Annotated in this window: 10 protein-coding genes; 5 read left to right on the forward strand and 5 right to left on the reverse strand. The window is 60.6% G+C overall.

Translation table 11 applies throughout. The features are described from left to right. Positions 1–55 precede the first annotated feature (55 nt). Positions 56–580 carry an RICIN domain-containing protein gene (locus GRAN_RS10580; RefSeq protein WP_128912828.1) on the forward strand — a complete coding sequence of 175 codons (525 nt, stop codon included), beginning with the start codon at positions 56–58 and terminating at the stop codon, positions 578–580. On the opposite strand, the gene GRAN_RS10585 is transcribed toward GRAN_RS10580, so the two are convergent. The 3 genes from GRAN_RS10585 to tyrS form a co-directional block, all read right to left on the reverse strand. Continuing rightward, positions 581–3331 carry a ribonuclease R family protein gene (locus tag GRAN_RS10585; RefSeq protein WP_128912829.1) on the reverse strand — a complete coding sequence of 917 codons (2751 nt, stop codon included), beginning with the start codon at positions 3329–3331 and terminating at the stop codon, positions 581–583. Positions 3332–3428: 97 nt separating this feature from the next. Further along, the gene (locus GRAN_RS10590) at positions 3429–4295 is read right to left on the reverse strand and encodes a hypothetical protein (protein ID WP_128912830.1); all 867 of its coding nucleotides are present in this window, start codon (positions 4293–4295) and stop codon (positions 3429–3431) included. Further along, entirely contained in the window at positions 4295–5578 is a 1284-nt protein-coding gene (gene tyrS / locus GRAN_RS10595; protein WP_128912831.1) for a tyrosine--tRNA ligase, read from the reverse strand. Before tyrS ends, GRAN_RS10590 begins: the two co-directional genes overlap by 1 nt. A 152-nt stretch (positions 5579–5730) precedes the next feature. Between tyrS and GRAN_RS10600 the strand changes: the two genes are divergently transcribed. Next, positions 5731–8259, forward strand: coding sequence for a RelA/SpoT family protein (locus GRAN_RS10600; RefSeq protein WP_241654456.1), 2529 nt, complete (start codon positions 5731–5733; stop codon positions 8257–8259). A 520-nt stretch (positions 8260–8779) separates the two neighbouring features. Here GRAN_RS10600 and GRAN_RS10605 read toward each other — a convergent pair. Together GRAN_RS10605 and GRAN_RS10610 are read right to left on the reverse strand one after the other, a co-directional pair. Continuing rightward, the gene (locus GRAN_RS10605; RefSeq protein WP_128912832.1) at positions 8780–10438 is read right to left on the reverse strand and encodes a glycosyltransferase family protein; all 1659 of its coding nucleotides are present in this window, start codon (positions 10436–10438) and stop codon (positions 8780–8782) included. 292 nt (positions 10439–10730) lie between these two features. Next, positions 10731–12824 (reverse strand): prolyl oligopeptidase family serine peptidase, encoded by a 2094-nt coding sequence (locus GRAN_RS10610; RefSeq protein WP_128912833.1) that lies wholly within the window; start codon positions 12822–12824, stop codon positions 10731–10733. A gap of 220 nt (positions 12825–13044) precedes the next feature. On the opposite strand from GRAN_RS10610, the gene GRAN_RS10615 reads away from it, so the two are divergent. From GRAN_RS10615 to msrB, 3 genes are read left to right on the forward strand one after another with little or no spacing between them, the layout of a single operon-like run. Then, a complete protein-coding gene (locus tag GRAN_RS10615) occupies positions 13045–13743 on the forward strand; it encodes a hypothetical protein (RefSeq protein ID WP_241654457.1) in 699 nt (232 codons plus the stop codon). Positions 13744–13795: 52 nt separating this feature from the next. Beyond that, on the forward strand, positions 13796–14203 hold the full coding sequence (locus tag GRAN_RS10620) for a RidA family protein (protein ID WP_128913092.1): 408 nt from the start codon (positions 13796–13798) through the stop codon (positions 14201–14203). Positions 14204–14257: 54 nt separating this feature from the next. Beyond that, positions 14258–14665 carry a peptide-methionine (R)-S-oxide reductase MsrB gene (msrB, locus tag GRAN_RS10625; RefSeq protein WP_128912835.1) on the forward strand — a complete coding sequence of 136 codons (408 nt, stop codon included), beginning with the start codon at positions 14258–14260 and terminating at the stop codon, positions 14663–14665. The last annotated feature ends 249 nt before the right edge of the window (positions 14666–14914 follow it).

A 14914-nucleotide genomic window follows, 5' to 3' on the forward strand; every position in this document is an offset into this window, starting at 1 on the left:
GTCTCGTCGATCCGCTGTCTTGACAATCCATTTGGCGAACAGTGTAGTGGGACGCATGAACTTCGCGTTGATGATCGTGCTTGCGCTTCAGATGGTGGCTGGCGGTAGCCCGTCGGCTGCGAACTCTTCCGTGGTCCAGCCACAGGGGTCGCATGGGGTGCGGAATGAGCAGTATGGATTGATGCTGCGGCCCCGCGATGCGAGTAATAAGGATGGGGAGCCGATCGTGCTCTATCCCTATGAGACGTGGAAGTGCATGGCGTGGAAGTTCGAGAGCGCGCAGGATGGGGTGCGTCTGGTGAACTACTTCACGAGCAAGTCGTTTGAGGTGCAGGCTGTGGGCGGTACTTCGGTGGTCGCGCAGAAGCCTGCGACTCCAGAGGCACGGGAGAAGGAGACGATGCACTTCGTCGCGGTCGAGGCTGGGTTGTACAAGATCGAGGTGCAGGGCGGAGCGGGTGTGTTGACGGCGGTGGACAGTGATGGCCGTGGGGATATCCGTGTGGTAGTGCAGCCGTGGAAGCAGACGGCGGCGCAGAAGTGGCAGCTGGTGGATCTTCCGGATCACTTCACGGCTTAGTCAGCGGCGCTTGCCTTTGCCCTTTTTCGCCTTGTTCCGTTCGCGAGTCTTTGACTTGGCGGACTTCTTTGGCTTGCCAGTGCGGGTGGGGCTCAAATGCTTTGTTGGTTCGATGGCTGGGGTCGCGCGTTCCATGCCAATGAGGGCGAACTGGAGGCGGCGCTGCTGGCGGTCGATGCGGTCTAGCAGGACGCGGACTCGCATGCCCATCTTGAAGATGCTGCCGGAGCGGGTGCCGACGATCTGGCGGTCGGTGTCGCGGAAGATGAAGCGGTCTTCTTCGGTGCGGCGGCCTCTTTGGCCTTCTAAATTGCCTAAAGAGGCGAGGGGAACGAGGCCTTCGATGAAAAGGTCGTCCAGCTCGACGAAGAAGCCGTATTTCGTGCAGGAGAGGATGACGGCGGAGAAGTCTTCGCCGACGCGGTCCTGCATGAAGCGCATCTTCTTCCATTCCATGAGTTCGCGTTCGGCGTCGTCAGCGCGGCGTTCGGATTGACTGGACTCGGTGGAGATGGCGGCTAGTTCGGGCTCGGGGATGGGTTCGAACTCGTAGGTCGGGCGTGGGTTGTGTTTGGTCTTCCTGCCGGATGCGGCGGCGGCTTTGGTAGCCCAGGGTTGCGGATCGTCCGAGCGGATGGGGCCGCCGTTGCGGTCGGCTCCCTCGTCCATGAGGGCGCGGAGGAGGCGGTGGACGATAAGGTCTGGGTAGCGGCGGATGGGGGAGGTGAAGTGGGTGTAGCTCGGGCTGGCGAGGGCGAAGTGGCCTACGTTCTGTTCGGAGTAGCGGGCCTGCTTCAATGACCGGAGCATGAGGAAAGCGAGGATGCGCTCTTCGGGGGTTCCTGCGATCCTTGCGGTCAGTCGCTGGTACATCTGCGGAGTGACGGGGATCTCTTCGGTGGTGACCTCGTGGGTGCGGGCCTGCTTGCCGGAGCCTCGTGCGTCGCGGCGGTCGGCCTTCATCTGGACGCGCTGGACGGGGAGGCTGGTAAGGCCGAGCGAGTAGCCGAAGGTTCCGGCAGTCTCCTCGAAGTCGACGATGCGCTTGGGGTCGGGCATCTCGTGGATGCGGTAGATGCTTGGGGCGAGGGCTTCGAGCCAGGTGGCGACGCACTCGTTGGCGGAGAGCATGAACTCTTCGATGAGGCGGTGCGACCAGCCGCGCTCGGAGCGGACGATGGAGGCCATGTTGCCGTTGGGGTCGAAGTGGATGACCGGCTCGGGGAGGTCGAAGTCGATCGAGCCCCGGCGGCGGCGCTTGGCGTTGAGGATCAAGGCGAGGGTGTGCATCTGTTCGAAGACGCCGGCGAGGTCGGGGCGGGTGAGGAGAACCTCTTCGGCCATGGCGCGGGCTTCGGGTGTGGGTTGGGCCTCGGTGTTGGCGCAGTCGAGGATGGCCTGGACCTGGGTGTAGGTCATGCGGCGGGCGGAGCGGATGATGCCTTCGGTGACGCGGTAGGAAAGGATCTCGCCGCGTGCGTCGATGTGCATGATGCAGGAGAGGACAAGGCGGTCTTCGTCCGGGCGGAGCGAACACATGCCGGAGGAGAGCTGTGGGGGGAGCATGGGGACGGCGCGGTCGGGGAAGTAGACGCTCGTGCCGCGGAGGCGGGCTTCGAGGTCGAGGTCGGTGCCGGGGCGGACGTAGTGACTGACGTCGGCGATGTGAACTTGCAACTGCCAAGTTCCGTCGGGGTGGTGGGTGACGTGGACGGCGTCGTCGAAGTCTCGGGCGGTTTCGCCGTCGATGGTGACGATCTTGAGGTCGCGGAAATCTTCCCGTTTTACCAGCTCAGCTTCATCGAGGGTATCGACCGTTTGGGATGAGGAGGCGGTGGCTTCGGCTAAAACGTTCGTCGGGAAGACGTGGGGAATATGGTGCTTACGGATGACGATTTCGACGTCGACACCAAAGGCGTCGGGTGGTCCGAGGACTTCGATGACACGGCCTTTTGCGGGGCGGCCCGGGAGGGGAAAGTCGGTGATCTCTACGTCTACGGCGAGGCCTTCCAACGGCTCACGGAGTTCGGGGTCGTGCCAGTCGAAGGCTGCGGCGCGGGCTTCTTCGCCGAGGACGCGGTGGGGGGTATTGGCTTCGTCGGCCAGGGGGAGTTCGAGGCCTTCGGGGATGAGGATGGGCTGAGAGATGCGCTCGTCGAGGGGGGTGACGTAGTTGCCGTTGATGAGGGGGGCGTTCTCCCATGTGCTGCGGCGGCGGGTGCGGGCGTAGTGGAAGATGCCGACGACCGTCGGGTTGCGGCGGGTGAGCACGCGGGCGATGCGTCCGGAGCGGCGGCCGTCGCGGCCTCGGGGAGCTTCGTCGACGAGGACGATATCGCCCTGCATGGCTCCGTTGATCTCGTTCGGCGGGATGAAGAGGTCGTCGTCGCGGTTGGAGCTGCCTTCGGGGCGGACGAAGCCGAAGCCGTCGCGGTGGAGGTCGAGTCGGCCTGTGAGGAGGTTGTCGCGGGTGGCTCGGTGTTCTTTTGGGAGGTCCGTGGAGGCAGCTTTCGCGGCGCGGGCGGTCTTTTCGGGGGTGGCGGCGGGGAGGGACCACTGCTCGGCGTCTATCTTGACGAGCTCGCCACGGGCGGTGATGCGGGCCAACTGTTCGAGGAGGAGGCGGCGCTCTCGCCCCCCGCCGAGGCCGAGTTCGCGAACGAGTTGCTTGTAGCCGGCGCGGTGGTTCGGGGAGCGCTCGATGCGGCGGATGAGGTCGCGGTCGGTCTGGGGGTAAGGGGTGGACGGCATTTGAGTTCAGGATAGCTGTGACGGGGATGATTCCGTGTATCCCACATCTCAGAATCGCGATGCAGGGCACCCGTGTTTGTTCCGGATCGATGAACAGCTACTTGGCAGAAAGGATTTTGGCGGCTTCGGCGAGGGTGGTGCCGGGTGGGATGGGTTGGAAGTTGGTTTTGACTTCGTCGGTTTCCTCGCCGATGGTCTTGAACAGAAGAGCGCGGCCGTCGATGTGGACATGAGTTTCGATGATTTGCCAGACGCCGGGGGATAGTTCGCGACGTTCGACATTGAAGGTCCCACCCTGCTTGAGTCTGCCAAAAAGTCCGTAGCCGAAGTCGACCTCGTGAGCGAGGGTTCCGCGGATGGTGGCGATGCGGTGCTGCTTCTTGTCGACGATGAGGTCGCCCATCATGGCAGAGAGGACACGCGATTCGTAGTCAGGGGCCTTGAAGTTGGGGTCGGGGTCGAAATGGAGGTCGATAGACTCAGCGTTCTCGTTGACGACCTTCCAGAGGAAGGCCTTGGGGAGAAGGTTGAGGAGTTTCTCAGCGGATTCGTCGTCGTGTACGCTGTCACGTTTTTTCTTGGCCTGGGCGTGGGCGTCGGTGATGTAGTCCTGGATGCGGGCTGTTTCGGCTCGCTGCTCGTCGGCGGTAAGAGGGCGGCCGGAGAGTTGGATCTTGCGCTTGAGGTCGCCCTGGGTGGTGTCGACAACGTCGTAGACGCTGTCGTTGTCCTGCTTCTCGGACATGCGGTAGTGCCAGAGAGAATGGTCGTCGCGATCGGCGGCGATCTCGACTTCGACGGCGCGCTGGACGAGGGATTGCGCTTCGGGGCTTTGCTGGGCTCTGAGGATCGGGAATGCGCAGGCGCAGAGGGCGAGGATCAGGGTGACGCGACGCATCCGCATACGGTTGATGAGACGCGCATGATGGCTGGAGGTTTGCGTGGAGGCGCTCGTTTGGGCCACTAGGCGGTGTGCTCCGCCGGTTTGAAGGAGAGGCGGACCTGGCGTTTGCCGAGGCGGAGGACAGGAGCATCGCCGAGGGCTTCGCGGGTGATGGTGCGGGTCGTGAGCTTCTCGCCATTGAGACTGACGGCGTTTTCGGTGATCTTGCGTGTGGCTTCTCCTGCGGACGTGGCTAGTCCGGAGAGGACGAGAAGCTTGGGGACTCGGACTTCGTTCGTCGTCGGGTCGGAGAGGCCTTCGGTCGTGAGGGCGACGGAGACGGTGGGGATATCTTCAGCGATGCCACGCTGCTGGAACTGCTTGGACCAGTTTTCGGCTGCTGCGTCGGCTTCTTCGAAAGAATGAAAGGTGGTGACGAGGAAGTGGGCCAGGTTTTTCTTGGCCTGCATGGGATGCAGGGCGCCGGTAGCGATCTCCGACTCCATGTTTTCAATCTGGCTCGTCGAGAGGTCGGTGAGAAGGGTGTAGAAGCGCCACATGAGTTCGTCGGAGATGCTCATGACCTTGCCGTACATCTCGGGGGCGGGTTCGTGAATGCCTATGGCGTTGCCATAGGACTTCGACATCTTCTGAACGCCGTCGAGGCCTTCGAGGATGGGGACCATGAGGATGCTCTGCTGCGGCTGGCCGAAGTGCTTCTGGAGGTCACGACCGCGCATGAGGTTGAACTTCTGGTCGGTGCCTCCGAGTTCGACGTCGCACTCGAGGGCGACGGAGTCGTAGCCCTGGGCGATGGGGTAGATGAGCTCGTGGAGTGCGATGGGCTGCTCGGCGTGGAAGCGCTTGGTGAAGTCCTCGCGCTCGAGCATCTGCGAGACGGTGAACTGTGCCATGAGCTTGACCATGTCGTAGTAGCTGAGCTTGTCGAGCCACTCGGAGTTGTAGCGGACCTCGGTCTTTTCGGGGTCAAGGATCTTGAAGACCTGCTGCTTGTAGGTTTCGGCGTTGGCGGCGATCTGCTCGCGGGTGAGGGGCTTGCGGGTGACGTTGCGGCCGGTAGGGTCGCCGATGAGGGCGGTGCCGTCGCCGATGAGGAAGATGACGGTGTGGCCGAGGAGTTGGAAGTGGCGGAGCTTGCGGATGAGGACGGTGTGGCCGAGGTGGAGGTCGGGTGCGGTGGGATCGAAGCCGGCCTTGATGCGGAGGGGCTTGCCAGACGCGAGAGACTGGGCGAGGCGCTCCTTGAGGGCCTCGAGCGGGAGGATCTCGGCGGCGCCCTTGGTGATGAGGTCGAGCTGGTCTTCGATGGGGCGGAAGGCGTGCGTGGCGGGCAGATCGGACATGGTTACCTTTGTTCCGGTTGGCAGCCAGCAGGGGCCGCCGCGTGGGCGTTATTTCAAGTATATGCGGCGATGTGGGGCCGACTTAGGTATCGGAACCAATGCGTGGTGCGGAAACAGGCGTTGAGGGTTGCATAAGCGGCCTATAATAGCCTATGGCAATCGATCGTCCCGGCTCCCCGAAGGCTGGGGGAGAGATGTTCGATGTGACAGGCGGCGCCGGGGTGGCGACCGTGCCGGATGCTGCTGGTGGCAGCTCAACTGTCGTGAGTTCCGAAGCGGGAATTGAGATGGAAGCGGCGCTGCCGGCGGTTGCGCCGATGCAGCCCGTTGGGTCGCCCGAGGCGATTGCGATTCGGGATCTGGATGAGCCGAGTGGAAGCTTCACTGGGGCTGTGCCGCAGGCGGAGATATCTCTGCGGGAGGGTGAGTCCGCAGCGAAGAATCTTTCGGGATTCTCGGAATCCGACGTTCGCGAGGTCGATGAAAACTTTGTAAGGCTTCTGCGCACGGTGCGCGAGAACCGTCCGCACGATGACCTTGAGATTATTCGCAAGGCGTGGTCGTTCTGTCTGCAGCAGCACGAGGGGCAGAAGAGACGGAGCGGCGAAGCGTATGTGATTCATCCGCTGGAAGTGGGGCAGTTGCTGGCGGAGTTGAAGATGGACTCGACAGCGATTGCGGCGGGGCTTCTGCATGACGCGGTCGAGGATACGGATGTGACTTCGCCGGAGATCGCGGTGAAGTTCGGCGAGCAGGTGGCGCACATCGTCGAGGGAGTGACGAAGCTCGACAAGATCAAGTTCGCAAACCGTGAGGATCACCAGGCAGAGAACATCCGCAAGATGCTTCTGGCGATGGTCACGGATGTCCGGGTGGTCATCATCAAGCTGGCGGATCGGCTGCATAACATGCGGACGCTGAAGCATCTACCGGTCGAGAAGCAGCAGAAGATCGCGCGGGAGACGCTGGACATCTATGCTCCGCTGGCGCATCGGCTTGGTATGGGCAAGCTGCGCGGAGAGCTTGAGGATCTTGCGTTCCGGTATACCGACCCGTATGCGTACGAGCAGGTTTCGACGGAGGTCGATGCGCTGCGGGGCGAGGGTGAGACATTCCTGCATAAGGTGGTGAAGGAGCTTGAGGAGAAGCTTCGGGAGCATGGGATCAAGGGGCGGGTCGAGTCGCGGATCAAGAGGCTTTACTCGATCCAGCAGAAGCTCTCGACGCAGAAGATTCCGGTGGACCAGGTGTACGACCTGTTCGCGCTGCGGGTGATTTGTAACTCGGTGCAGGACTGCTACGCGCTGCTTGGGTTGCTGCACTCGATCTGGCGACCAGTTCCGGGGCGGATCAAGGACTTCATCGCGATGCCGCGGTCGAATGGGTACCAATCGCTCCATACGACGCTGATTGCGCCGGGTGGACACCAGTTCGAGGTGCAGATTCGCACGGAGGATATGCACCGTATCGCCGAGGAGGGGATCGCGGCGCACTGGAAGTACAAGGCGAGCGATAACGTCACGGCGAAGGACGAGCAGAGGCTGGTTTGGGTAAGGCAGATGCTCGACTGGCAGAGGGAGATGAGCGATCCGAACGAGTTCATGTCCACGCTGAAGATGGATATGTATCCGGAGGAGGTTTACACGTTTACGCCGAAGGGCAAGGTTGTCGTGCTGCCGAAGGATGCGAGCCCGATCGACTTCGCGTATGCGATTCATACCGAGGTTGGGAATACGACTACAGGTGCGAAGGTGAATGGACGCATCGTTCCGCTGCGGACTCGGCTTCGGAATGGCGACATTGTCGAGATCTCGACGCAGGCTGGACATGCTCCGAGTAGAGATTGGCTGAGCTTTACGAAGAGCTCGCGCGCTCGGAACAAGATCAAGCACTGGCTCAATGAGCACCAGCGGGAACGCGCGATCGAGATCGGCAGGAAGCTGCTGGAGCGCGAGGCGCGGAAGTACAAGATGGTGCTGAGCAAATACCACGAGGCGGACTATGACAAGGTCGCGAGTGAGTATGGGCTTGGGACGCAGGCGGAGCTTCTCGCGGGAATCGGGTTTGGGAAATACTCTTCGCGGCAGGTTTTGAATAAGCTGGAGCCGGGTTCGACGCTGGCCGCGGAGCCTGTGGCGCCGGAGGGTGGGGTTGGGAACGCGATCGGGCAGATGTCCGATGCGGTGAAGCGGGTTTTCTTTGGCAAGGGATCGGACTCGCTGCAGGTGGAGGGGCAGGATGATCTGCTCGTTTATCGGGCTCGATGTTGCAATCCGATTCGGGGAGAAGAGATCGTCGGTTATGTGACGCGAGGCAAGGGTGTCGCGGTGCATGCGCGGTCGTGTCCGAATGTGCAGAACCTGCTATACGAGTCGGATCGGCGGATCCAGGTGGAGTGGTCTTCGCCTCCGGCTGAAGCAGGTGCGGTGAAGGCGCAGACGTATCCAGTGAAGCTGACCGTTCTTTGCGACGATCGGACAGGCATGCTGAAGGAGTTTACCGCCATCATTTCAGATGATGGAACGAATATCCGGAGCGTGGATTCGAAGCCTACGGCCGATGGGAATGCGATCGTCGACTTCGTGGTGGAGACAGTGGATGTGCGGCATTTGAATCGGCTGGTGCTGAACCTGCGTAAGGTGCCCGGGGTGAGGGACGTGCATCGGGTTACGAAGATCTAGGGTACCCCCCCCTCCCCATTGCCTGGGCGCAAGCCCTTTCGTTTGAATGGCTTACCGGGAGTGATCTGGTGTAAACCATTGCAAAGACAGGCACTTAGCCGCAAAAATTAGCAAACAAAGGACTTAGCCCCGCTTCGGCCGGTGTCCGACGAATCATTTTCGTCTTTGATCTCCTTTCGGTCCTTCATTTCTACTATTTATTTTATGGAATCGACCATAACTAAAAGGACATCTCCATCTTATTTAGAATGTGTGAGTTAGGTCGATTCAGGGCTTGACATGCGAATTTGCCTGTAATTTCGCATGCTTTTCTCCAAATTTATTTTGGCGTCATACGAAAATCGCGGAGCTCATTGGGCGCTTTTGGGGGTGCGGGAGGCGTTGCTCCCATGCCCGTCAGGGGTATAGGAGGTGCACGGGCTTTTGAATCAGCTGGTTCTTAAATTGCGGAAGGTGCCTGTTGCCCAAGTTGAAAGACGTGCGCGGGTGATGAGGATCCAGTTGTTGAATTCAATTACGGCTACTGGCGGGCCGCATGGGAATCCCGGCGCTGGACGGTCCAGACTTTTACCTGAAACCACTCATCATAAGAAGTTACCGGCTGCAGGGATAGCGACGGCTCAGACAGGCGATCTTTCAGCCAGATATCGCGGCTCGGATCGGTCAGAAGCGTGAAGTTGTTGTCAGCGGAGAGAATGTCTTCGAAGGATAGAATGTCGTCCTTTGCCAAGCCTGCGTTCTTCCAATTCTCCATCAGATGCTGAAGAGAGTGATCTTCCATGGATGCGCGAGGGGAACGGTCATATGTTCGATCCAGCAGGTAAACATAGTGATGCGTGGGATCATATGCCCTTAGTAGCAGGAACGTCGGCATGAAGGTGACGACAATCGTCTTCTCAGGTGGGAGATGGTTGAGAAGCCTCTCCGGATAGCCAACGCGAGGATATACGAAATCGTAAGGTATTTTTCTTATCGATCGGCTCGAGAAAGCAACGAGGAGAATGGCGGCGACAGCGGCGGAACGCCATGCCGATGACCTCTTCGCGAAGAAAGAATCTCTGAAAAATGGGCTCAACCCCTCTGCGATCAATAAAACCAGTGCCAAGCCGATCGGTAGCAGATACCGGTCGGCAAAGACCGATATGCCAAAACGTGACTTCGCAAACAGCACCACTTCCGCCAGGAAGATCGCCCCGACCACGGTGAAGACTGCGGGATGGTATGACTTGGTAAAACCGGTTCCAGTAGGGTGCCCATCTGCTCTTCCACGCATGAGGTAGCCAACGTTGAAAAGAGCGATGGCGAAGAGGAGTTGGTGGATCATCCACTGATCGAAGAGCGTGGCCCCATAGGTCAGGTCGATGAGCCTTGGTTTGGTTGTCCAGAAGGTCTTCTCTGCGATCGATGTGCTGGCAAGGATCGCGTGCGCTGAGATGGGCAGCATGATCCATCCCCCGAGCGCGGACGCGTAGAGCTTCCAACGGATGCGGCGTCGACTAAGATCGAGCACTGCAAGAGCGACGATCAGCGACGCGCTGTAGACCAAGCCAAGAATATGGCTGCCGATGAGCAAAGCATGAGCGGCGGCTGTGCCTATCAGCTCAACTGTCGTCAGCCTATCTTTTTCCGCTGTCAGGAGCGTCATGGTGACAGCCAGCGCAGCGGCGAACATGAAGAAGCCGTAAAAGCGCCCGTTCACCTCCTGCCACATCACTACGTCCGGGGTCAGATAAACGAAGAAGACCCCAATTGCAACTGGCGCGAATGCGTAGAAGCGCCGTGCGACCCACCAGATCAAGCCAATGGAACCGATAAAGCTGAAGGTGGAGTAGAGCCGCACCGAGAGCGCCGAGGGGTGGAATACCTCCATCCATATGCGCCCGAACAGATAGAAGAAGATCCCGCCACCATCGGCTCCCTGATACCACCCAGCAAGCGTATCCCGGAGGGAGGGTGCAGTTAGAACGCCGTAGCCGAGTAGCTCGTCGGACCACATCAGCCTCGTGCGCGATCGGACCAGGCAAAGAACTACGAGACTGGCAGATGTCAGAAGAAAGAAGAGAAGATCGAGCGGTCCGACGCGACCAACAAGATGCCCACCGCCGATTCCGGACTCGGTAGCTTCCGGCGACGAATGAGATTCTCGGATCTCGCCGGCAAACGATTCTCTTGTATGCATATCCTCACGATCCTACCGTAGGGAGGTGTCCATGCCACTCACTAACCGGCCGTAACATCAGGTACAGCTTCGGTCTTTCGATTCGGCGTGTTCATGCAGATCTTCCTACTGGATTGCGCTGATTCCAATTATCGCAGTCCAGTTTCCAGCTCCAGGATTTAGGAAGATGAAAAGTGGCGTCACTGATCATCGGTTCGGGTGCTGTCACCACCGTGAATCCGTCTTAGACCGTGTAGGATCCAGAGCCTTGTCCTGATGTTGTGCTTGGGCAGCCTCTATCTGGTAAGAGGAGTCAGTAGCACATCTCCAAGGTGCGGGTGAGGAAGGCATACTGGTCGGCGGTTAGCTCTACGCGCTTGCTGAGGGGCATGCCGGCTCCGTGGCCGGCGCGGGTTTCGATGCGGATGAGGAGCGGGTTGGCTTCGGAATGGGGTGGGGCGGCGGCTTGCAGGGCGGCGGCGTACTTGAAGCTGTGGGCGGGGAAGACGCGGTCGTCGTGGTCGGCGGTGGTGATGAGGGTGGCGGGGTACTTTCTGCCGGGGACGATGTTGTGCAGGGGGGAGTAACGGTAGATGGCTCGGAATTCTTCTTCGTTCTCGGAGGGGGAGCCGTAGTCGGCCTTCCAGGCCCAGCCGATGGTGAACTTGTCGAAGCGGAGCATGTCCATGACGGCGACTTGGGCGATGGCGGCTGCGAAGAGGTCGGGACGCTGGAGTTCGCAGGCTCCGACGAGGAGGCCGCCGTTGCTTCCGCCGGAGATGGCCAGTTTGGCGGGGCTGGTGTAGCGCTCGGCGATGAGGTACTCGGCGGCGGCGATGAAGTCGTCGAAGACGTTCTGCTTTTTGAGCTTTGTGCCGGCTTCGTGCCAGGCTTCGCCGTACTCGCCGCCGCCGCGGAGGCCGGCCTGGGCGTAGATGCCGCCCATCTCCATCCAGAGGACGTAGGCGGGCGCGAAAGCGGGTGGCAGGGCTATGTTGAAGCCGCCATAGCCGTAGAGGAGGGTAGGGTTCTGGCCGTCGAGCGTGATGCCCTTGCGGTGGGTGAGGAAGAGGGGGATGCGGGTGCCGTCCTTGCTTGGGTAGAAGACCTGTCTGGTTTCGAAGAGCGACGGGTCGAAGGCTACGTTGGGGCGGCGGTAGGGGGTGGTTTCGAGGGTGGTGAGGTCGAGGCGATAGACGGTGGCCGGAGTGGTGAAGTTAGTGAAGGTGAAGAAGGTCTCGGTGTCGGTGCGCTTGCCGTCGAAGCCGTCGGCGGTGCCGATGGCGGGGAGGGCGAAGGTGTGGAGGAGCTCGCCGGTGGGGGCGTGGAGCTGGATGTGGCTCTGGGCGTCCTTGAGGTACTGGGCGATGAGGGTGTTGTGGACCATGGAGACGGAGTCGAGGGGGTTGGTGGACTCGGGGATGAGGGTCTGCCAGTGGTCGCGGGATGGGTTGGTGAGGTCCTGTTGCGCTAAGTCGATGCCGATGACTTTGGAGTTGGGGGCGTCGAGGGTGGTGCGGAACCAGAAGTAGGAGCCGTCGTTGTCGATGGGGTCGAAGGCGGCTTCTTCGGTGGTGACGAGGAGGATGGGCGAGGAGTCGGGCTGGGTGAGGTCCTTGATGGTCACCTGGTTGTTGGGGCTGGTGCCTCGGGACTGGCTGATGATGAGGTAGCGGCCGTCGTCGGTGATGGCGCAGCCCATGTTGAGCTCGCGGTCGTCGGGACGGTCGAAGATGAGGAGGTCTTCGGACTGTGGAGTGCCGAGCTTGTGGAAGTAGATCTTGTGGAAGTAGTTGGCGGACTTGAGGGCGTCTTCGGGGGTGATGTCGGCGGGGCGCTCGTAGCCCTGGTAGAAGAAGCCGGAGTTGTCCTTGAGCCAGGTGGCACTCGAGAATTTGGACCACTCGACGATGTCGGGGAGGTCCTGCCCGGTGGCGATGTCGCGGACGCGCCACTTGACCCAGTCGGAGCCGGCGTCGGAGATGGCGTAGTCCATGAGGGTGCCGTCGTCGGTGATGCTGATGCCGTTGAGGGCTACGGTGCCGTCGGTGGAGAGGGTGTTCGGGTCGATGAGGACGTGGGGGGTGCCGTCGAGGCCCTCCTGCCAGAAGAGGATGGCCTGATTCTGGAGGCCGGTGTTGTGGCTGTAGAAGTAGCGGGTGCCGTGGCGGGTGGGGGCGGAGTAGCGCTCGTAGTTGGTGAGGGCCATGAGGCGGGTGCGGAGGGATTCGCGCTGGGGGACCTCGTCGAGCCAGGACTGGGTGAGGGCGTTTTCGGCGTCGACCCACTGCTTGAGCTCGGGAGCGTCGACGTCTTCCATCCAGCGGTAGGGGTCGGAGATTTCGGTGCCGAAGTAGGTGTCGGTCTGGTCGACTTTGCGGGCGGGTGGGTAGGTCAGGTCGGGCATGGGAGATTGGATGCGCGGGTACCCCCGGTTTGGGCAAAAAGTGTCAAGGTGGGCAAAGCACTCATAAGATTGCGCTTGATCTCACCGTGGATGCGGGACGAAACGGATGCCGGATTCAAAGCACGATGTTAGGGCGGGATTCTGGCGGTCGCATGCCGGGGCGATGTTAAGCTGTTGCCAATCACCCCGCAGAACTGAGGAATTGGAAACGATGGCGACGATGGTACGACCCAGGGCCAATGTGCGTGCTGACGACATCTTCTTTCCGGCGATGACTCTTGTGATTCTGGCGGTCGTCGTCTATGGCTTTGCCGAGAGCTACTTTCTGGCGGGCATGGTGCGGGCGAAGCTGCCGAATGCGCTGGTTCATATTCATGGCGCGCTCTTTGTCTCATGGATTCTGCTTCTGTTGGTGCAGACGGGGTTGGTCGCGGCGCGGCGGGTGCGATGGCACATGACGCTTGGGATTCTGGGGCTGATTCTGCCGCCGTTGATGATTGTGTTTGGCACGCTGACGGTGTTCGATTCGATCCGGCGCTCCGGGACTCCGGTGCCACCGCAGATCCTGCTGGTGGGGGATCTTGAACCGCTGATCCTGTTCGCGGGGTTGATTACGTGGGGGTTGCTGGACAGGAGGAAACCGGCTTCGCACAAGAGACTGATGGTGATGAGCACGCTGGCGATCATTGCGCCGGCGATCGACCGGTGGCCTATTCTGCATCATGAGGTGCTCGGAACGCTTGCGGTGTACCTTGCGCTTCCCTTGCTGCTTTTTGCTTATGACGTGTGGTCACTGCGGCGGATTCACCGGTCGACGTGGGTTCCGTACGCGATCATGATCGCGCTTGGGTTTACGCTGCTGCCGTTGTCCCAGACGGCGCTTGTGCAACGCTGCGTCGCCTGGGTGCTGCGGGGATAGGGCGTTGCCGGTGGTGGTTGCCTTCGGGGCGGGGTGGGGCGAAAATGCCTGTATGACGACGCAGACGACTACCGATAAGAACGTGATTGCAACGACAGATGCTCCGGCCGCGATTGGCCCCTACTCCCAGGCTATCCGGGTGGGCGATATGTTGTTCAGCTCGGGGCAGGTGGGGCTGGATCCGAAGACCGGGGAGATGGTTGCGGGTGGGATCACGGAACAGACGACGCGGGTGCTCGAGAATTTGAAGGCGGTGCTGGCGAAGGCTGGATTTGGGCTGGAGCACGTGGTGAAGACGACGGTGTTTCTGAAGCAGATGAGCGATTTTGCGGCGATGAATGCGGTGTACGCGACTTATCTTGCGCCTGAGGGCGTGGTGGCTCCGGCGCGGTCGACGGTGCAGGTGGCGGGTCTGCCGAAGGATGCGCTGGTAGAGATCGAGGTCATCGCAAAGGGCTAGCGGGCGGAAACGGAGTGCGGGTTACCGCATCCAACAGGGACGAGGTTTCGAGCTATGGCTGAAGCGGTGAAGAAGGTTGAGAAGACGGATGAGGAGTGGCGGCAGTTGCTGACTCCGGAGCAGTACTACATCATGCGGGAAAAAGGCACGGAGCGGGCGTTTACGGGCGCGCTGGTGAATAACCATGAGGATGGGATTTACCGGTGCGGTGCCTGTGGAGCAGAGCTGTTTACTTCGGATACGAAGTTCGAGTCGGGGAGTGGATGGCCCAGTTTCTGGACGACGGTGACGCCGGATGCGGTGGAGTTGCATGAGGACCGGTCGCATGGGATGCGGCGGGTCGAGGCTACGTGCTCGACCTGTGGGGCGCATCTTGGGCATGTGTTTCCGGATGGACCCCGGCCTACAGGGCAGAGGTTTTGTATCAATAGTGCTTCTTTGAGTTTTGAGAAGAAGAAGTAGAGGCAAAGGCTCGGTGATTGAGCGTTGCGGATCTCCCACCTTAGCCGACGATAAGGCTGTCGGCGAAGATGGGGCACCCGGGGTTCCAGGCAAACGCAACTACAAACGCAGATTCCCTTCGGAAATGACAACCAGAGAGACAAGTGCAAGAGCAACGGCGATGGTGGCTCCGTAACGCGGTCTTTCTTTGTCTCTTTTTGACGACATGGCTCCGAAGACGAGGTAGGATTTTCGGCGAGTCTTGAAATC

Source organism: Granulicella sibirica, assembly GCF_004115155.1.
GTDB lineage: Bacteria > Acidobacteriota > Terriglobia > Terriglobales > Acidobacteriaceae > Edaphobacter > Edaphobacter sibiricus.

Excerpts from the sequence above, each read along its gene's own strand:
- GRAN_RS10605 (WP_128912832.1), bottom strand. The coding sequence starts at position 10,438 with ATGCATACAAGAGAATCGTTTGCCGGCGAGATCCGAGAATCTCATTCG.
- tyrS (WP_128912831.1), bottom strand. The coding sequence starts at position 5,578 with ATGTCCGATCTGCCCGCCACGCACGCCTTCCGCCCCATCGAAGACCAG.
- GRAN_RS10585 (WP_128912829.1), bottom strand. The coding sequence starts at position 3,331 with ATGCCGTCCACCCCTTACCCCCAGACCGACCGCGACCTCATCCGCCGC.
- msrB (WP_128912835.1), top strand. The coding sequence starts at position 14,258 with ATGGCTGAAGCGGTGAAGAAGGTTGAGAAGACGGATGAGGAGTGGCGG.
- GRAN_RS10580 (WP_128912828.1), top strand. The coding sequence starts at position 56 with ATGAACTTCGCGTTGATGATCGTGCTTGCGCTTCAGATGGTGGCTGGC.
- GRAN_RS10610 (WP_128912833.1), bottom strand. The coding sequence starts at position 12,824 with ATGCCCGACCTGACCTACCCACCCGCCCGCAAAGTCGACCAGACCGAC.
- GRAN_RS10600 (WP_241654456.1), top strand. The coding sequence starts at position 5,731 with ATGGCAATCGATCGTCCCGGCTCCCCGAAGGCTGGGGGAGAGATGTTC.
- GRAN_RS10620 (WP_128913092.1), top strand. The coding sequence starts at position 13,796 with ATGACGACGCAGACGACTACCGATAAGAACGTGATTGCAACGACAGAT.
- GRAN_RS10615 (WP_241654457.1), top strand. The coding sequence starts at position 13,045 with ATGGTACGACCCAGGGCCAATGTGCGTGCTGACGACATCTTCTTTCCG.